The organism is Nonomuraea sp. NPDC049129 (assembly GCF_040648495.1).
Classification (GTDB): Bacteria; Actinomycetota; Actinomycetes; order Streptosporangiales; family Streptosporangiaceae; genus Nonomuraea.
In genome coordinates this window covers 378255-396054 of sequence record NZ_JBEZDU010000007.1, presented here as the reverse complement: position 1 = coordinate 396054, position 17800 = coordinate 378255, and the positions used below count along the sequence as shown (strand labels likewise).

General features: G+C 71.0%; 14 protein-coding genes. 4 read left to right on the top strand and 10 right to left on the bottom strand.

Annotated elements, in window-relative coordinates; translation table 11 throughout:
* Window positions 1-151 precede the first annotated feature (151 nt).
* The 3 genes from cofD (at window position 152) to AB0B64_RS24550 (ending at window position 3196) form a co-directional block, all read left to right on the top strand.
* Window positions 152-1090 (top strand): 2-phospho-L-lactate transferase, encoded by a 939-nt coding sequence (cofD, locus tag AB0B64_RS24560; RefSeq protein WP_358179835.1) that lies wholly within the window; start codon window positions 152-154, stop codon window positions 1088-1090.
* A gap of 5 nt (window positions 1091-1095) precedes the next feature.
* Window positions 1096-2376 (top strand): coenzyme F420-0:L-glutamate ligase, encoded by a 1281-nt coding sequence (locus AB0B64_RS24555; RefSeq protein ID WP_358180071.1) that lies wholly within the window; start codon window positions 1096-1098, stop codon window positions 2374-2376.
* Between the two features lie 88 nt (window positions 2377-2464).
* On the top strand, window positions 2465-3196 hold the full coding sequence (locus tag AB0B64_RS24550; RefSeq protein ID WP_358179832.1) for a lytic polysaccharide monooxygenase: 732 nt from the start codon (window positions 2465-2467) through the stop codon (window positions 3194-3196).
* A gap of 53 nt (window positions 3197-3249) precedes the next feature.
* Here AB0B64_RS24550 and AB0B64_RS24545 read toward each other — a convergent pair whose 3' ends face one another.
* From AB0B64_RS24545 to AB0B64_RS24515, 7 genes are all read right to left on the bottom strand, one after another.
* Window positions 3250-4995, bottom strand: a complete 1746-nt coding sequence (locus AB0B64_RS24545; protein WP_358179829.1) for a substrate-binding domain-containing protein — start codon at window positions 4993-4995, stop codon at window positions 3250-3252.
* A 79-nt stretch (window positions 4996-5074) separates the two neighbouring features.
* Window positions 5075-7633: a bifunctional FO biosynthesis protein CofGH gene (locus AB0B64_RS24540; protein ID WP_357949013.1), complete on the bottom strand. Its 2559-nt coding sequence runs from the start codon at window positions 7631-7633 to the stop codon at window positions 5075-5077.
* Window positions 7634-7682: 49 nt separating this feature from the next.
* Window positions 7683-8576, bottom strand: coding sequence for a DNA-3-methyladenine glycosylase 2 family protein (locus AB0B64_RS24535; protein WP_358179826.1), 894 nt, complete (start codon window positions 8574-8576; stop codon window positions 7683-7685).
* A 122-nt stretch (window positions 8577-8698) separates the two neighbouring features.
* Window positions 8699-9790, bottom strand: a complete 1092-nt coding sequence (locus AB0B64_RS24530) for an NDP-sugar synthase (RefSeq protein ID WP_357949007.1) — start codon at window positions 9788-9790, stop codon at window positions 8699-8701.
* 20 nt (window positions 9791-9810) lie between these two features.
* Window positions 9811-10929, bottom strand: coding sequence for a glycosyltransferase family 1 protein (locus AB0B64_RS24525; RefSeq protein WP_357949005.1), 1119 nt, complete (start codon window positions 10927-10929; stop codon window positions 9811-9813).
* A gap of 94 nt (window positions 10930-11023) precedes the next feature.
* A complete protein-coding gene (locus tag AB0B64_RS24520; protein WP_358179823.1) occupies window positions 11024-11923 on the bottom strand; it encodes a lysylphosphatidylglycerol synthase transmembrane domain-containing protein in 900 nt (299 codons plus the stop codon).
* Entirely contained in the window at window positions 11920-12747 is an 828-nt protein-coding gene (locus tag AB0B64_RS24515; RefSeq protein WP_358179820.1) for a class I SAM-dependent methyltransferase, read from the bottom strand. Before AB0B64_RS24515 ends, AB0B64_RS24520 begins: the two co-directional genes overlap by 4 nt.
* A gap of 92 nt (window positions 12748-12839) precedes the next feature.
* Between AB0B64_RS24515 and AB0B64_RS24510 the strand changes: the two genes are divergently transcribed.
* Window positions 12840-13799, top strand: coding sequence for a lysylphosphatidylglycerol synthase transmembrane domain-containing protein (locus AB0B64_RS24510; RefSeq protein ID WP_357948997.1), 960 nt, complete (start codon window positions 12840-12842; stop codon window positions 13797-13799).
* Here AB0B64_RS24510 and AB0B64_RS24505 read toward each other — a convergent pair.
* The 3 genes from AB0B64_RS24505 to AB0B64_RS24495 all read right to left on the bottom strand — a co-directional run bounded on the left by AB0B64_RS24505 (window position 13700) and on the right by AB0B64_RS24495 (window position 17777).
* Window positions 13700-14761 carry a glycosyltransferase family 4 protein gene (locus AB0B64_RS24505; protein WP_358179817.1) on the bottom strand — a complete coding sequence of 354 codons (1062 nt, stop codon included), beginning with the start codon at window positions 14759-14761 and terminating at the stop codon, window positions 13700-13702. The genes AB0B64_RS24510 and AB0B64_RS24505 overlap by 100 nt on opposite strands.
* A 1-nt stretch (window position 14762) precedes the next feature.
* On the bottom strand, window positions 14763-15656 hold the full coding sequence (locus AB0B64_RS24500) for a glycosyltransferase family 2 protein (RefSeq protein WP_357948993.1): 894 nt from the start codon (window positions 15654-15656) through the stop codon (window positions 14763-14765).
* A gap of 84 nt (window positions 15657-15740) precedes the next feature.
* Window positions 15741-17777 carry a hypothetical protein gene (locus AB0B64_RS24495; protein ID WP_358179814.1) on the bottom strand — a complete coding sequence of 679 codons (2037 nt, stop codon included), beginning with the start codon at window positions 17775-17777 and terminating at the stop codon, window positions 15741-15743.
* Between the last annotated feature and the right edge of the window lie 23 nt (window positions 17778-17800).

Sequence of the window (17800 nt, the reverse complement as noted above, 5' to 3'; positions counted from 1 at the left end):
CATCGATGACTTTGGCGGCGGATGTCCGAGCAACCTCTTACGTGCTAGACGTCCACATAAAGCATGGTTTGCTGGGTTTTTCGGAGACCGAAGCGTTGTAAAGCCGCCTCCCGAGACAGGCGTGTCGGTGGCCGGTGCGAGACTGGTCCGCATGCACATCGTGTCCCTCGCCGGCGGCATCGGCGGCGCCCGCTTCCTGCGTGGCCTGCGGGCGACGGCCCCCGACGCCCAGATCACCGTCATCGGCAACACGGGCGACGACATCACCCTGTTCGGCCTGCGCGTCTGCCCTGACCTCGACACTGTCATGTACACCCTGGGCGGCGGCATCGACGAGGAACAGGGCTGGGGCCGCGCCAAGGAGTCCCATGCCGTCAAGGAGGAGCTGGCCGCCTACGGGGTCGAACCGCAGTGGTTCGGGCTGGGCGACCGCGACTTCGCCACGCACATCGTCCGGTCGCAGATGCTGGAGGCCGGCTACCCGCTCTCCCAGATCACCGAGGCGCTGTGCGCGCGCTGGCAGCCGGGCGTGCGCCTGCTGCCGATGAGCGACGACCGCTGCGAGACGCACGTCGTGGTCTCCGACGAGCGCGGGCGGCGGGCGATCCACTTCCAGGAGTGGTGGGTACGCCTGCGCGCCGCCATCCCCGCCGAGTCGATCGCGCTGGTCGGGGTCGAGACCGCCAAGCCGGCGCCCGGCGTGCTGGAGGCCATCGCGGAAGCCGACGTGGTGATCCTGCCGCCGTCCAACCCGGTGGTGAGCATCGGCACGATCCTTCAGGTGCCGGGCATCCGCGAGGCGCTGCTGGCCAAGACCGTGGTGGGCGTCTCCCCCATCATCGGCGGGGCGCCGGTGCGCGGCATGGCCGACGCCTGCCTGACCGCGATCGGCGTCGAGACCAGCGCCCAGGCGGTGCTGGACCTCTACGGCGCGGAGCTGATCGACGGCTGGCTGGTCGCCGAGGAGGATTCCAGCGTCGCTCTCGACGGGGTCAGGGTGGAGTCACGCCCGCTGATCATGCACGACGCCGACGCGGCGGCCGACATCGCCCGCGCCACCCTCGACCTGGCCCTGGAGCTCGCCCGATGACCCCCATGAGTCCGGCCGGTCGTGTCGAGGTGTTCGGAGTCCCGGGCATCGGTGAGGTGCGGCCAGGTGACGACATCGCGGCCCTGCTCGGCGACGCCGACCTGCGTGACGGCGACATTCTCGTCATCACCTCCAAGATCGTGAGCAAGGCCGAGGGCCGGGTCCGCCAGGCCCCCGACCGCCTGGCCGCCATCGCCGAAGAGACCGAGCGCGTGGTGGCCAGGCGCGGCGACACCGTCATCTCGCAGACCCGCCACGGCTTCGTCATGGCCGCCGCCGGGGTCGACGCCTCCAACACCGCCCCCGGCACGGTCCTGCTGCTCCCCGAGGACTCCGACGCCTCCGCCCAGCGCATCCGCGCGGCCCTGGCGACCCGCGCACGGGTGGGCGTGATCATCTCCGACACCTTCGGCCGCCCGTGGCGCCACGGGCTGACCGACGTGGCGATCGGCGCCGCCGGCGTGACCCCGCTCGAAGACCTGCGCGGCGGCGCCGACACCCACGGCAACCCGCTCAACGCCACCGTGACCGCCCTGATCGACGAGATCGCCGCCGCCGCCGAGCTGGTCAAGGGCAAGCTCGCGGGCGTGCCCATGGCCGTCGTACGCGGCCTGTCCCACCTGGTGACCGAGGAGGACGGGCCGGGCGTCCGGGCGCTGGTCCGGCCGGCCGACGAGGACATGTTCCGCTATGGCTCGCGTGACGTGGTGTTCGCCCGCCGGACGATCAGGGAGTTCTCCGCCGAGCCGGTCGACTCCGATGCCGTACGCCGGGCGGTGGCGGCGGGCATCGCCGCGCCGGCGCCGCACCATACGACCCCGTGGCGGTTCGTGCTCGTGGAGTCGGCGCAGACGAAGGTGAAGCTGCTCGACGCCATGCGTGATGCCTGGATCGCCGACCTGCGGGCCGACGGGTTCACCGAGGAGTCGATCACCAAGCGGGTCAGGCGCGGTGACGTGCTGCGCAACGCCCCCTACCTGGTCGTGCCGTGCCTGGTGATGGAGGGCTCACACACCTACCGTGACGAGCGGCGCAACGCCTCCGAACGCGAGATGTTCATCGTGGCGACGGGCGCGGGCGTCGAGAACTTCCTCATCCAGCTGGCCGTCGAGGGACTCGGCTCGGCGTGGGTGTCGTCCACGATGTTCTGCCGCCCGGTGGTGCGCGAGGTGCTCGACCTGCCGGAGTCGTGGGACCCGATGGGCTGCGTCGCGGTGGGCCACGCGGCGGCCCCGCCCCGGGACCGTCCGCCCCGCGATCCCCAGGACTTCATCCTGACGCGCTGACAGCCAGTCAAAGGCAGTCAAGGGGCCATTTACCGTTAATAAGGTTTCCTTTACATTCGGAGCATCCCCCCATGTAAAGGAGCACTCCATGAGAAGGATGCTCACGTTACTCACCGTGGCGGTGGTCTCGATCGCCGCCATGGTCTACGTCGCCGAGCCGGCCCTTGCGCACGGCTACATCAACTCCCCGCCCAGCCGTCAGGCGTTCTGCGCGCAGGGTCAGGTGCCCAACTGCGGCGACATCATCTACGAGCCGCAGAGCGTGGAAGGGCCGAAGGGGCTGCGTAACTGCCACGCCAACAACGCCCGCTTCGCCCAGCTCAGCGACGAGTCCAAGCCCTGGCCGGTCACCTCGGTCGGCAACTCGGTGACCTTCAGGTGGACGCTCACCGCCAGGCACTCCACCAGCACCTGGGAGTACTTCATCGGCAACACCCGGGTCGCCTCGTTCAACGACGGAGGAGCCCAGCCACCGGCGACGGTCACCCACACCGTGAACTTCGCCGGCTACAGCGGCCGGCAGAAGGTCCTGGCGATCTGGAACATCGCCGACACGTCCAACGCCTTCTACTCCTGCGTCGACCTGAGGTTCGGCGGCGGCGGCGGGAACCCGACCCCCACACCCACTCCGACCCCCACCCCGACGCCCACGCCGACCCCGACGGTGACCTCGCCGGGTGGCACCTGGGCGCCGAATGTCGCGTACGCGGTGGGCGCGATGGTCACGTACGCCGGGCTGTCGTACAAGTGCATCCAGGCGCACACCTCACTCCCCGGATGGGAGCCGCCGAACGTACCGGCGCTATGGCAGCGCGTCTAGCGCGGAGTTCACGAGCGAGCGAGGGGGTGCCGGGGCTTCCCGGCGCCCCCTCATTACGTGGTCGGCTTGCAGGTGGGGTGGCACAGGCGGCGGGCGAGCGCGGCGAGGAAGACGTCGATGATCTCGTCCGGCTGCTGGGCGATGTGCAGGGAGCCGTTCGTGACCGACGTGATGTCGGACAGGCTCGCCCGGTCCGCGTTGCCGAAGGCGATGATGACGATCTGGATGGGCTTGTTCGGGTCCCACTCCTCGCGGAGCTTGCTGATCAGCTGCGGCAGCTTGATGCCGCGACCGTCGTCCTTGCCCGCGGTGATCACCAGGAGCGTGTTGTTCATCTCCGCGCGATACTTGCCCGCGACCTCGTGGAAGCCGCCGAGTATCGCGTCGTAGAGCGAGCTGTCACGGTCGGGATGCGCGGTGATCGTGGTGGTGAGCTGGTCGAGTACGCTCCTGCGGACCAGCTGGCCGCTCTCGGGGCGGTTGATCGGTCCCATGCTGACGCGCTGCTGGTAGCCCTTGGCCTGGCCGAGCCCGACGGCGAACTCCCACAGCCCCATGTACGTGGTGTCGGGGAAGAGCCGCAGCCCGATCTTGGCCGCGGCCAGCGAGACGCCCAGCCGGGTGGTGTCCTTCAGCTTCTCGGCCATGTGCTTGGAGGTGTCGGCGAGCACCAGGATGTTCGTCGGCGGCGCCAGCCTGCTCCACGCCTGCAGTGCCTCGTCGATGTCCTCGGGCGACACCGAGGGCCGGGTCTTCGGGGCGCCCGTCGGGATCTCCGGCCCCGGCGAGATCGGGCCCTGCGCGCCGTCGCCCGAGTGGAAGCCGGCCCGCCGTACCAGATCCTGGGCCTCGGCGCCGCGTAGCCAGTCGGCGAAGAGCGTCGAGGCTTCGGCGACCGTGGGGTCGGTGGCGGTGACGACGTACGGGTAGTCGAGATTGATCGTGCCCTCACGCGGGCGCAGCGCGACGACCGGATCGGCCGACGGCTGCTGGTTGTGCGTCCACACCGACTGCTCGGGCACGATGACCACCGGCCGCTGCCAGAACGTGTGGTCGTCCACAGCGGCCAGCATCGAGCGATAGTCGGGCGCCGAGCCCGCCTGCGCCCAGCGGACGAACGCGGTCAGCGCCTTGTCGGCCTCGGGCCCGTTGCCCACGACGTCCCTGGCGGCGGCGACCGTGGCGATGCCCGCGCCGACCAGCGACGGGTCGGGCACGCGTACGATGTCGGGCTCGTTGGCGTTGGGCGTGAGCCGGCCCCGCACGGTGGAGGGGAAGACCATCCGCCAGTTCATCTCGGTCTTGCCGACGGAGAAGCGCTGCGCCAGCGACGACCGCGTGGCGAACACCAGCGGCGACGTCGCCACCACGCTCTCCCCCGTGGGCAGCGCGCTCGCGCCCTGCTTGCGGGCTAACCGGATCCAGGCGGAGGAGTCGGCGATCCAGCCGTCGGGCCGCTCGCGCAGCACGCCGGCCCGGTCGCCGATCAGCGTACGCAGCACGGTGGCCGGAGGCTGCTCGGTGACCTGGACGAGCACGCACCGGCCGCCGATCGAGTTCTTGGCGTCGTTGAACTTCCCGGCCGCCTCCATGGCCGCCGGAGCGATGTCCACCGCGGCGGCCACGCTGACCAGAACAGGCTCTCGTGTCGTGCACAGCGCGCCGGCTCCGCCGAAGAGCACGACCACGGTGGCGGTGACGATGGCCAGCGCCCCCGCCCCCGCCAGCAGGCCGCGTTGCAGTGCCTTCCTGCGGCGCTGCTCGGCGGGCAGCGCCGCCCGGTGTCGACCCAGCCGCACGGTGCACCTCTCTTCGGGGACTGCCGATTCTTCCAGCGCCGCCCACGACTGGCGCAAGACTCGGTAGAACTTGTTATAACTACGCCATCGGGAGTACCCGCCTGACGCTCTGGCAGACACCGTCGCTCGCCGCCGACGCGGCCAGCCGCTCGTCGTCGGGCCGGCCGTACTCCGTCGTCCGCTGCCGCACCGGCCGGCCGGTGACCTCGACCATCGCGCGCAGCTCGCTGATCGTCTTGTACGAGCCGTTCTCCGACCCGGCCATCCGGCTGATGGTCTCCTCCATCAGCGTGCCGCCGAGGTCGTTCACCCCGCCCTGGAGCACCTGGTGGCACAGGTCGTCCTGGAGCTTGACCCAGGAGCACTGGATGTTGGAGATCGCGCCGTGCAGCAGGATCCTGGCCAGCGCGTGCACGGCCCGGTTCTCCTGCGCGGTCGGGCCCGGCCGGGCGACGCCCGCCAGGTAGATCGGCGAGCTTGTGTGCACGAACGGCAGCAGCACGAACTCCGAGAACCCGCCGGTCTCCTCCTGCAGCCGCCTGATCAGCTTGATGTGCCTGACCCAGTGCACGTGGGTGTCCACGTGGCCGTACATCATCGTGGACGTCGTCGGGATGCCCACCCGGTGCGCGGTGGTGATGACGTCGATCCACTCCTTGGTGGGCAGCTTGCCCTTGGTGAGCACCCAGCGGACGTCGTCGTCGAGGATCTCCGCCGCGGTGCCCGGCAGCGAGTCGACGCCCGCCTCCTTGGCCGCGTGCAGCCAGTCCTCGATGGACAGGTTCGTCCGGCTGGCGCCGTTGATGACCTCCATCGGGGAGAAGGCGTGCACATGCATGCCCGGCGTCCTGGCCTTGACCGCCTTGGCGAGGTCGAAGTAGGCGGTGCCCGGCAGGTCGGGGTGAATGCCGCCCTGCATGCACACCTCGGTCGCCCCGGCCCGCCACGCCTCCTCCGCACGGTCGGCCACCTGGTCCAGGCTGAGCGTGTAGGCGTCGGCATCGGTCCTGCGCTGGGCGAACGCGCAGAAGCGGCAGCCGGTGTAGCAGACGTTGGTGAAGTTGATGTTCCTGTTGACGACGTACGTCACCTCGTCGCCGACCGCCTGCGCGCGCAGGTCGTCGGCGATGCGGGCCAGCTCGTCGAGCGCCCCGCCGTCGGCCGACAGCAACGCCACGGCCTCGGCCTCACTCAACCCCGCCGGATCCGCCTCCGCCCGCCGCAACGCCGCCCGCACCTCGGACGGCGTATGCCCCCCAGCCGCGCCGGAGTCCAGGCGCTCGCGCAGGGCCTCCCAGTCTCCGTAGACGTTGTCGAAGTCGTCGCGCCGGTCGTTGGTCCGGCCCGTCGTGTCCACCTCGACGTGCAGATCCACCCGTCCAGAAGCCGCGAATCCCCCATCCGGCTCCTGCCACGGCCGCCCCTGGAGCACCGCGTCCTCCCGCGCCAGCCCCGTGACCGGATCCGCCAGTGCCGCCACGTGCGCGAACAGCCGAGGGTCCAGCCACGGCTCCCCCGCCAGCACATACTCCGGATAGATCGTCAGCCGCTCCCGCAGCTGGAACCCCGCCTCCCCGGTCCGTGCCGCCAGGTCGTCGATCTGCGGCCACGGCCGCTCGGGGTTGACGTGGTCGGGCGTCAGCGGCGACACCCCGCCCCAGTCGTCGATCCCGGCCCGGATCATCAGCTCGTACTCGGCGTCGACCAGGTTCGGCGGCGCCTGCAGCCGTACCCGGGGCCCCAGGACGAGCCGGGCCACCGCGATCGTGGCGGCCAGCTCCTGCAGGTCGGCGTCCGGCAGGCCGCGCATGGCGGTGTCGGGCTTGGCGCGGAAGTTCTGGACGATGACCTCCTGGACACCGCCGTACTCGCGCGCCACCCGCCGGATCGCGAAGATCGACTCGGCTCGGTCCTCGATGGTCTCGCCGATGCCGATCAGGATCCCGGTGGTGAACGGCACGTTCGAGCGGCCCGCGTCCTCCAGCACGCGTAGCCGTACCGCCGGATCCTTGTCCGGAGACCCGTAGTGGGCCGCCCCCTTCTCCTCGAACAGCCGCCGCGAGGTCGTCTCCAGCATCATGCCCATCGACGGCGCGACCGGCTTGAGCCGCTGCAGGTCGCGCCAGCTCAGCACGCCGGGGTTCAGGTGCGGCAGCAGCCCGGTCTCCTCCAGCACCCTGATCGCCATCGCGCGCACGTACGACAGCGTGTCGTCATAGCCGTGCGCGTCGAGCCACTCGCGGGCCTGGTGCCAGCGGTCCTCGGGCCGGTCCCCCAGCGTGAACAGCGCCTCCTTGCACCCCATCGCCGCCCCCTGGGCGGCGATCTCCAGCACCTCGTCAGGACTCAGGAACGGCGCGGGCAGTTTGTTCGGCGCCGTCGCGAACGTGCAGTAACCGCAACGGTCCCGGCAGAGCCTGGTCAACGGGATGAACACTTTCCTGCTGTACGTGATGACGCCCTCCCTCCCGACCGCCGTCAATCCGGCATCCCGGATCCGGGAGGCGTGTTCGAGCAACGCGTCAAGGTGCTCATCGCGGGCGTGGAGCAGCACGGCCGCCTCGGTGACGTCGAGGGTCTTGCCGTCGCGGGCCCGGGCGAGAGCACGGCGGAGTGCGGAATCACTTACGAGACTCATACCGGCACACTACGACGGGCTGGGTTCACGACCCGCACCTAGGGGAGGGTCAAAAGGCGCGGTAGTCGCGCACCGGCATTCTCGGCCCGCGCGCGGGCGGCCGCAGCCCGGTGAGGTAGATCAGGACCGTCGCCCGGTGCCGGTGGCCCATGTAGGGCTCCAGCAGCCGCATCATGCCAGGATCGTCGGTCTTCTCGCCGGTCAGCGTGTAGCCCACCAGCGTGGCCAGGTGGAAGTCGCCCACGCTCACAGCGTCGGGATCGCCGAAGGCCCGCTGACGCACCTCCGCCGACGTCCACACCCCGATGCCCGGCAGAGCCCGCAGCAACCGGTCGAGCTCCTCGCTGGTGGCGGCGGCCTCCAGCTTGGCGGCGTGCCAGGCCGCCGTGGCGATCGTCCTGGCCCGCACGGCCTCGGCACCGGCCCGATGCCAGTGCCAGGACGGCACCTCCCGCCACACGCCCGTCTCGGGCACGACCCGCATCCCGTCGGGCGCGGGTCCCGGAGCGGGCTCCCCATAGCGGTTCAGCAACCACCGCCAGGCCCGCCACGCCTCACGCCCGACGACCTTCTGCTCAAGTACGGCAGGCACCAGGGCCTCCATGACCCGGCCCGTCCTGCCGATGCGCAACCCCGCGTGCTTCCTGGCCACGTCCTCCAGCACGGCGTGTCGCACGCTGAACCCCGAGGCGTCGTCATCGGCCCCGAGCAGCGCGGGCAACGCCTCAAGCAGCCACGCGGCGCCCGGCCCCCAGGCCTGTCCGCACACGCTCCCCGCCCGGATGCTCACCCGCAGCGTGCCGGGCCCATCGGGGGTGCGGGAGGTGCGCCACACGGCACCGTCGTGCGTGGTGCGCCAGGTGGGATCGCCGGTGCCGCGCCGGTGCGGGCCCAGCACAAGGCCCAGGTCCAGCGCACCCTCGGGCACCCACCAACGCTCCATCACTCCTACAGTCTGCCGCCCCTGTCGGCCTCCGAGTGCCGGTGGCCCTAACGGTCTGCCCCCCTGCCCTGTATGGCGGGTGGCGGGTGCCCACCGCTTGCCGTACAGGAAGAAAAAAGGGTTTAGACGTCGCTTGAATAGCGAACAGCGCGCTCAGGAAGCTCGATGCCAGGCCAAATGCGTACACCTGCCTGGAGTTCGTTGCCCGGGCCCACCACCGCGCCGTCGCCGATCACCGCGTCGCACACCACCGCGCCCGCGCACACCCGCGCCCCCCGGCCCACCACCGAGTCCGTCACGGACGCGCCCGCGTGGATCACGCAGTCGTCGGCCAGCACGCTGCCCAGCACCGAGGCGCCCGCCTCGACCACGACGCGCGCCCCCACCGTCGAGCCGCCCTGCACCTTGGCCTCCGGCGAGACCACGGCCCCGTCGAGCGCCAGGTATTCGCCGGTCGGGCCGGGCAGCGCGGGCGAGGCCAGCCGGCCGAGCACCAGGTCGCGCGAGCCGCGGACGAACGCGGCGGGCGTGCCGACGTCGAGCCAGTAGGTGCGGTCGGCGTAGCCCAGCACGAGCTCGCCCGACTCGATGAGCCCCGGGAAGGTCTGTCGCTCGACGGACACGACCTCGCCCCTGGGGATCTGGTCGATGACCGAGCGGGTGAACACGTAGCAGCCCGCGTTGATGCGGTTGGTCACCGGGTTGGGCGTCTTCTCCAGGAAGTCGGTCACCCGCCCGTCGTCGTCGGTGGGCACGCAGCCGAACCGGGTCGGATCGTCGACCTCCGTCAGATGGAGCGTTACAGCAGCGGAACGGTCCACATGGGTGCGAACCTGGTCGCCTATGTCGTGGCCGGACAGGATGTCGCCGTTGAGTATGAGCACGGGATCGCCAGGACCCGAGGTGAGCGCCTCGGCGGCGTTGCGGATCGCGCCGCCGGTGCCGAGCGGCGTCTCCTCGGTCATGTATTCGAGCGAGAGCCCGAACGCCTCCCCGTCACCGAAGACGGGCTCGAACATCGAGGCTTTGTAGGAGGTCGCGAAGACGATCCGGCGCACCCCGAAGGATCGGGCACGGGCCAGTTGATGTGCCAGGAACGGCACTCCGGCGGTGGGAAGCAGCGGCTTGGGCGTGCCCAGTGTCAGCGGACGCAGGCGCGTGCCCTGCCCTCCGACCAGGAGGATCGCCTCAAGGTCTGGCAAAGAGCTCTCCATCACTCGGTGAGGTTATCCAACTATTCGATCGCGCGCTGGTAGGAGCTGAGATGCGCCTCCACGGACGCCTCCCAGGTGAACTCGCGGGCTCTGGCCAGACCCGCCTCGCGTAGCTGCAGCCGCCGCTCGGTGGAGGCGAGCAGCTGGCCCAGCTCTCTGGCGATGCTGTCGGCGTCGGGCTCGGTGTAGGCGACCGCGTCGCCGCCCACCTCGGGCAGCGAGGTGCGGTGGGTGGTGAGCACCGGCGCGCCGCAGGCCATCGCCTCCAGCACGGGCAGCCCGAACCCCTCGCCGCGCGACGGGAACGCCACCACGACCGCCCCGCCGAGGAACCCCGGCAGGTCCGGGATGCTCAGGTAGCCCGGCCGCACCACCTTGACGGTGGCCTCGACCTCCCGGCAGGCCTCGTCGACGTCGTCCTCGTGGACCCCGCCGCCGAGCACCAGCGCGGGCGGGTGGTCCAGGCTCTTGACGGCCATGGCGAAGCCGCGGATCAGGTTGGGCACGTTCTTGCGCGGGTCGAGCGCGCCGAGGAAGGCCACGTACGGCTGGCCGTGCAGGCCGCACCTGGTGACCGCGCGGAGCATCTCGGCGTCGCTCGGCGGGTGGAAGACCCGCTGGTCCACGCCGTGGTAGGCGACGTCGATGCGGGTCGGATCGGCGGCGAGCACGCGGATCAGCTCGTCCCTGGTCGCCTTGGACGGCACGATGACGCGGGTGGCGTGACGTACGGAGGTGCGGGTGGCGGACCTGAAGAACGAGGCCCGGACCGGGCTGTGCTGGTCGGGCTCGGTGAACCAGGTGACGTCGTGCACGGTCACCACCGTGGGCAGGCCCGCGCGGATCGGCATCGAGTAGTAGGGGGCGTGGATGACCTGCGCCCCCGCCTGGCGGGCGAGCAGCGGCACTCCGGTCTGCTCCCAGGCGAGCCTGGCCGCCCGGTTGGTGATGGCGACGGGGCCCGGCATGATCCGGGCCGAGGGCGCGAGCCGCCCATAGCGGTCGGCGTCGGCGCGCTGGCAGACCACCGCGAGGTCGGCACCCGCCCGGTCGAGACCGGCGACGAGCCCGTCCACGTATCTGATCAACGCCCCACGGTCCGCGGGGACCGCCGCGGCGTCGACGAGCACTCGAGGCATTACGAAGATCTTCTCCCCTCAAGATCAACGTGGGACCTTTCGCCCCCCTCTACGGTTCAGCTTATGACCACTGAGCCCCAAATCGTGGTCCAAATCACACCGAGTCGCGCCGAGCTGCGATTCCCGCCATACCCGCGCAGATCAGGTCGCCAATGATGATGACGATCCGCGATGAAAGAGCCACGGCGATGGCCGGCCCGGCGGGCATCACCGGCGACAGCACGCCCACCATGACCACTTCCCGCACACCGGCACCGGCGGGAACGACGAACGACATGATGCCCAGGGACCACGACAGGGCGAAGGCGCCGATGGCGAAGAGCAGGCCGCTCTGCGGCACGATGAAGTAGAGGTGCACGCCGTAGGAGATCCAGCCGGCCAGGGCCCAGCCGAGCGCGGTGAGCATGCCGCGCCGGGTCAGCCGGCGTTCGAGGGGCTCGCGCTTGAGCTTACGCAGCCCGAACCCGATCAGCCCGTTGATCACCTTGGGCTCCAGCAGCACCAGCAGCACGGGGACGAGGAGCAGCAGCCAGCCGAACCGGTCCCAGCCGAGCGTGGCCAGCGTGACGAGCAGGCCGCTGGCCAGCTGGATCGGCATCATCAGGAAGAACGCCGCCGCGCTGCGCGGGCGGGGCACGCCGAGGTCGCGGCCCATCTCCATCTGGGCCAGGACCGGCCAGACCGCGCCGGGGATGTACTTGCCGAGCTGGCCGACGAAGAACACCTTGGCGGCGGGGCGCAGGGGCAGCGGCGAGCCGAGGTCGGCCAGCAGGGTGCGCCAGGTCATCATGGCGCACAACAGCGCGGCCACCACCCCGACCAGGGAGGCGGCGAGCAGCGGCCAGCTCAGCCGGGCGAACCCGGCGACCACGGCGTCCCACTGCGACGCCACGGCCCACCCGCCGAACCCGAGGGCGACCAGCAGGAACCCGAACCGCACGGCCTTCCGCAAGCCGGGCGCCTTGCCGGATGTGCCGGGCTTGATGGTGCTCACAGCGGGCGGACCCGCTCGGGCGGCTGCGGGAGGTCGGCGCCCGCCGGGCGCCGGGGCGTCTTCGTCGCCACCCACAGGTAGGTGGGCACGATCGGCAGGAGCAGGCGCAGCACCGCGCGCGGGGTGCGCGCCAGCACGGTTCGCACCACGCGGCCCAGCGCGCCAGGGAACAGCTCGGACCCGGCGAACCGCGTCGGCGTGGCCAGCACCGGGAAGGTGTAGTCCCACACGTGGAAGGCCCGCAGCATCCGGCGCAGCCCGCGCCGGGTGCGGTAGCGCTCGTAGTAGTGGTCGGCGCGACCGAAGGCGCGCACGTAGCGGTCGGCGAGCGCGGGCGGCAGGTAGGACAGGAAGGGCAGCTTGTAGTGCGGCTCCATGACGCCGAGCCGGTTGCCCAGCCCCAGGTAGAGCACGCCGTCGTCGGACAGCACCCGGTGCATCTCGGCGATCACGGCGTCGGGGTCGACCACGTGCTCGTAGATGTGGTTGAACACCAGCACGTCGAGCGAGCCGTCGGGGAAGGGCAGCGCGGTGCCGTCGCCGCAGACGAACGCCACCCGCTCACCGAACCGGTCGGCCGCCTTGCGCAGCCCGGGCACGTCGATGTCGATGCCCAGCGTGTGCTCGGCCCCGGCGCCGGCCAGCTCGTCGGCGATGAACCCGGCCGAGCAGCCGACGTCGCCGACGGTCAGCCCGCCGAGCGGGCCGTGGAAGTGCTCCACCACCGCGATGATCTTGGCGGCCTTGCGCCGGCGTTTCTCCTCGTCAAGCATCGCCGACTGGAACTCGGAGTACTCCAACTGCGCGACCCGTTCCTTACCCACGCCGCCCAACAGTACCCGCGTACGAGAGGCGCCGAACGATCGAAGACCCGATCGTCTGGCTATCCGTGACCGCCCCCGGTTAGCCTTGGCCAATGCTCCGCCGCCTGCTGCGCGTCGTCCTGGCGCTGGTCGCGCTCGGTTTCCTCGGCTACGGACTGGCCAGGAACTGGGGTGAGACCACCGCGGCCGTGACCGCGTTGTCGCCGTGGGCGGTGCTCGGGGCCTTCGCCGCGGTGCTGGCCGGGCAGTTCTGCATGCTGCTCGCCTGGCGCGGGGTGCTGGCCGGGCTCGGGTCGCCGCTGCCGTTGCCGGTGGCCGGGCGGATCATGTTCGTGGGCCAGCTCGGCAAGTACATCCCCGGCTCTGTGTGGGCGTACGCGGCGATGATGGAGCTCGGCCGCGACCACGGCAGCCCGCCGCGCCGGACGTTCGCCTGCATCTCGCTGTCCCTGGTGATCAACCTGGGGGTCGCGCTGTCGATCGCCGCCGCGACGCTGGCGACGCAACAGGCCGTGCGCCAGGCGTGGTACCTCCTGCTGCTGGTCCCCGTGATCATCGTGTGCCTGCATCCCAAGGTGCTCACCTGGGGTCTCAACCTGGCCCTGCGTCTGGCGCGCAAGGAGCCGCTCGAAAGCGTGCTGCCCGGCCGTACCGTGCTGGTCGCGGTGGGCTGGACCGCTTTGGGCTGGTTCGTGTACGGCCTGCACACCTGGCTGCTGTCGGGCAGGTGGGACCTCTACGTGGTGGCGACCGGGGCCTACGCGTTCGCCTGGGCCACCGGGCTGCTGACGTTCGTCGTGCCCGCCGGGGTCGGGGTGCGCGAGGGCGCCATGATCCTCGTGCTCTCGCCGCTGCTCGGCACCGGCCCGGCCTACGCGGTGGCGGTGGTGTCGCGGGTGGCGTTCACCCTGGGCGACGCCGTCGCCGCGGGCATCGCCTTCCTGCTGGGCCGTCAGGCGTCGAGGAGCACCGCGGAGTACGACGACCAGAACGGCTCCGGGTCGACCGCCTTGACGCCCGACCGCAACCGCTCGGGCTCGCCCGGGGCGTAGAACCGCTTGATCGCCCCGTTGAGCGCCTCGACGTCGTCCGGCTCGACCAGCAGCCCGTCGACGCCGTCCGTGATGTGGTCGGCGAGCGCGCCGACACGGGTGGCGATCACCGGCACGCCGTGCTCGTGCCCGAGCCAGACGTTCTGGCTGGCGGTCGCGTTGCGGTAGGGCAGGACGAGCGCGTCCGCCGCGGCGAACAGCTTCGGCACGTCCTCGGCGGCCACGTAACCGGGCCGGAGCTCCACCCGGTCGCCGATGCCCAGCTCACCGATCAACGCCTGGGTCCCGTCGAGCCCGCCCCAGAACTCACCCGCCACGGTCAGCCCGACCCCCTCCGGCAGGGCGCGCAGCAGCAGGTCGAGCCCCTTGTACGGCCGGACGATGCCGAAGAACAGCAGCCGCCCGTGCACCTCGGCGGAACGCTCCCCGGTCGTGGACGGCAGATGCGGCGGCAGCCCGGCCACGCTGACAGGCTTGCCGGTCAGGGACGCCGCCAGCTCCGCCTGCTGGTCGGAGTGGGTGAGCACGGCGTCGACCCGGTTGAGCAGCGCCTTCATCAGCGGCCGGTCGTAGGGCTTGCGCTCGTGCGGCAGCACGTTGTGGCACAGGGCGACGGTCCTGGCCTTGCCGCCCAGGCCGTACAGGATGCCGAGGTAGGCCGGGACCTGCACCGGGCTCAGGACGGCCAGGATCACCAGGTCGGCCGAGCGCAGCCGGCGCCCGCACGCCACCCAGCCGCCGGGATTGCGCCAGTCGAGCCGGCGCAGCGTCTTGGGGAAGGGGGTGCCCTCGGGCGCCGAGATCGTCTGCTGCCCCGGATAGAGGAAGGCCGGGTATTGCGCCCGCCATGACTCGATCACCACGTCGTGGCCGAGTGCCGTCAGCCGGTGCGCCAGCTCGGTGGTGTGCTGCGCCCCGCCCCCTTTGTAGGGATAGGTGGGGCCGACGATGGCGATGCGCACGCTATTCGCCCCGCGAGCGCACGATCAGGTCGGCCAGCAGCGCCACGGACCCGATGAGCAGTCCCGACAGGAAGATCATGACGGTGTTGGCCGGGAAGTAGAACGGATGCTGGATCATGTCCCAGATCCCCTTGACGAACCCGATCGCCACCAGCCACAACGCGGGCGGCATGAGCACCTTGAGCGGGTTGAAGTACATGATCATCCGCAGCACCTGCAGGATGTAGCGGTAGGCGTCGGATACGAAGCTGAACTTCGACTTGCCCGCCCGCTTGGCGTAGCCGATCGGCATGTAGTAGACGTCGTGCTGGTTCGACAGGAACGACAGCGTGATCGTCGTGACGCAGGAGAACCCGGGCGGCAGCAGCCGCAGATAGGGCTTGGCCACCGACTTGCGGAACGCGCGCAGCCCGGAGTTGAGGTCGGGGATCTTCTGCCCGGCGAGCTGCTCGGCCACCTTGCGGATCACCCACTTGGCCGGGACACGCAGCAGCTTGTGCGACCCCTCCTCGCTGGTGCGGGCGCCGACCACCTGGTCGACGGTCGTGTCCTTCTCCAGGATCTGGACCAGCTCGGGGATGCGCTCGTTGGGGTAGGTCATGTCCGCGTCGGTCCAGACGACGATCTCGCCCCTGGCCTCCTGCGTGCCGATGCGGCGCACGGTGCCCGACCCGCCGTTGCGGTGGAAGGCGCGGATCCGCAGGTGCTCGAACCGGGGCGCGGCCTCCTGCAGCCTGGCCAGCGTCTCGTCGGTGGAGCAGTCGTCGACCGCCACCAGCTCATAGGTGTAGCCGCTGGAGTCCATCGCCTTGGTGATGCGCTCGACCTCGTCGATGACGTGATCCTGCTCGTTGTAGCAGGGCAAGACGATCGTGACGTATGGCGCTTCTTCCACGGCGTTTCCACTCTGGGGGGTCTCAGACGTGCTCACGTGCGTCGAGGGTACTCTGCCCAGCAGGGAGAAAAGTCCACACACGGGTCAGGCAACGGCCATCCACACGCTGATCCCGAACCCCCAGGTGCCGTTCGGCGCGTCGATGAGCGAGCGCTCGTCCTGCCGGGACACCAAGGCCATGACCTGCGTCTTCGGACCGTACGGGGCGACCTGGCCCGCTTCGGCGGCCAGCAGGACCGGGACGCGTCCGACGGCGCGGACGCGCTCGATCAGGCGGCGCACGTCTTCTTCCTTTGCCGTATTCTTCCCGGCCTCCACCAGAACCTGGGCCGTCGGGCGGTCGCACATGCCCCGGACGACCTGGGTGAACCGGTTGGCCGTCACCCGCTCGATGATCAGCACCGAGGCGTTCGGCGGGATCTTGGCGCACATCGCCTCGACGGCCGCTCGCTCGCCCCGCTCCACCGGGGTGAACGCGGTCCCGATCGAGGTGATGGCCGGTGGCACCAGGATGAGCAGGGCGCCCACGACGGCGATCCACCGGCCGTACCCACGCATGGGCGCCCGGGTGCGCACCCACTCCAGCCCCCACACCGCCAGCAGGATCATCCCGGGGATCACCACCGGGACCAGCCGGCGCGCGGCCCACGGATGGTCGGGGGTGATCTCCGGGCGCAGCAGCGTGGTCACCGTGGTCCAGCCGATGACGGCCAGCGGCAGCAGCCACTCGGCCGGGGTGCCGTTCCTGAGCAGCCGCCGCACCAGCACCGCCGCGGCGAGCGTGGCCAGGACGATCACGGGGATGCCGACGTACCAGCTCACCCAGTGCAGGGACAGCTCCGAGTACAGCCGGGTGCCGTCGACGGGCAGGCCGTTGGCCTTCTGCGTCTGTCTGATGAACTCGGAGGTGAGCCGGTCTTCCTGCGTCGTGGCCACCCGTCGCACGGTCTGCAGCCACGGCCTCACGGCCAGTCCCACCATGACCAGGACGACCAGCGCGGCTCCCACGTTCGGAAGCCACCTGGGCAGCCGGATGCGGGCCAGCCGGGGCGCGGCGAGCGCGCCCGCCAGGGTGAGCAGGAGAACGGCGGCGCAGATGGCCAGCAGCGGATTGACCGACTTGGACAGATGGGACATATACGGCCGCGCCAGCACGTACGCCGCCAGCAGCCCCAACCCCGCACCGGTCGCGAGCCCGGCCAGGAGCGGCAACCCGAGCGCCCCCTGGGGCCTGCCGAGGCGCCGCCAGGCGATCAGCGCCCCGGCGAACGCCAGGACCGGCAGCACGTCACGCAGCCCGTCGATCCTGACCAGCACGGCCAGCCCGAACACCAGCCCGCCCAGCCCCGCCGCCCAGCCCCGCGACCTGTCCTCCCGCGACAGAGCGTCGTGGACCAGCGCCAGGCCGCCGAACAGCAGCACCAGCGAGGGGATCTCGCTGAAGGTGGTCCGCGAGGTGTAGAGGATCGGCAGACTCACCGCGAAGGCCAGCGCCGCCACCGGCGCCCAGCGTCCACCGGCGAGCCGGCCCACCACCCCCGCCAGCGTGAGCACGGCCAGCGCCCCCAGCACGGCCGGTGTCAGCAGCATGGCGCCGAGCCCGCCGAGCCAGTCACCCGCGGCGAACAGCAGCGGCGGTCCCGGCATGAACTGCGGCACCACCGCCCCGTCCGCGGGGTAGAACCCGATGCTGTCGAACTTGAGCGCCGGATCGAGCCCGCCGAACGCCTCCACCTGCGGGGTGATCGGCAGCGAGCCGTGCCGGGCCAGCCAGATGGCGTACTGCGCGTACGTGGCGGGGTCACGCCTGACGATCAACTGCTCGGTGTGCGTGATCGCGTTGAACACACCCGACCCCACCGCGACGGCGACGACCGCGCCGACCTGCCGCCCGGTCGCCTCGACGACCTTCAGCGGCCCGCGAACGGCGAAGCGGCACAGCAGCCCGATCACCACCACGCCGAGCACCAGCGCGGGCACCGGCTGGTACCAGCCTGCCAGCAGCAGCGGCAGCGCGGCGAGCAGCCAGCCGGCCACGATCAGGGCAGGCAGGATCGAGACCACGGCGAGCACCCGGCCCGCCGAGGGCCTGCGCGTCCGGTCCGGCCAGGCGATTCTCATCGGTGATCGCGAGCGTATCCAAC

What these genes read in the sequence shown, in the direction of transcription:
- cofD (WP_358179835.1), top strand. Translation starts at nt 152, where the DNA reads ATGCACATCGTGTCCCTCGCCGGCGGCATCGGCGGCGCCCGCTTCCTG.
- AB0B64_RS24555 (WP_358180071.1), top strand. Translation starts at nt 1,096, where the DNA reads ATGAGTCCGGCCGGTCGTGTCGAGGTGTTCGGAGTCCCGGGCATCGGT.
- AB0B64_RS24550 (WP_358179832.1), top strand. Translation starts at nt 2,465, where the DNA reads ATGAGAAGGATGCTCACGTTACTCACCGTGGCGGTGGTCTCGATCGCC.
- AB0B64_RS24540 (WP_357949013.1), bottom strand. Translation starts at nt 7,633, where the DNA reads ATGAGTCTCGTAAGTGATTCCGCACTCCGCCGTGCTCTCGCCCGGGCC.
- AB0B64_RS24535 (WP_358179826.1), bottom strand. Translation starts at nt 8,576, where the DNA reads ATGGAGCGTTGGTGGGTGCCCGAGGGTGCGCTGGACCTGGGCCTTGTG.
- AB0B64_RS24530 (WP_357949007.1), bottom strand. Translation starts at nt 9,790, where the DNA reads ATGGAGAGCTCTTTGCCAGACCTTGAGGCGATCCTCCTGGTCGGAGGG.
- AB0B64_RS24525 (WP_357949005.1), bottom strand. Translation starts at nt 10,929, where the DNA reads ATGCCTCGAGTGCTCGTCGACGCCGCGGCGGTCCCCGCGGACCGTGGG.
- AB0B64_RS24510 (WP_357948997.1), top strand. Translation starts at nt 12,840, where the DNA reads ATGCTCCGCCGCCTGCTGCGCGTCGTCCTGGCGCTGGTCGCGCTCGGT.
- AB0B64_RS24495 (WP_358179814.1), bottom strand. Translation starts at nt 17,777, where the DNA reads ATGAGAATCGCCTGGCCGGACCGGACGCGCAGGCCCTCGGCGGGCCGG.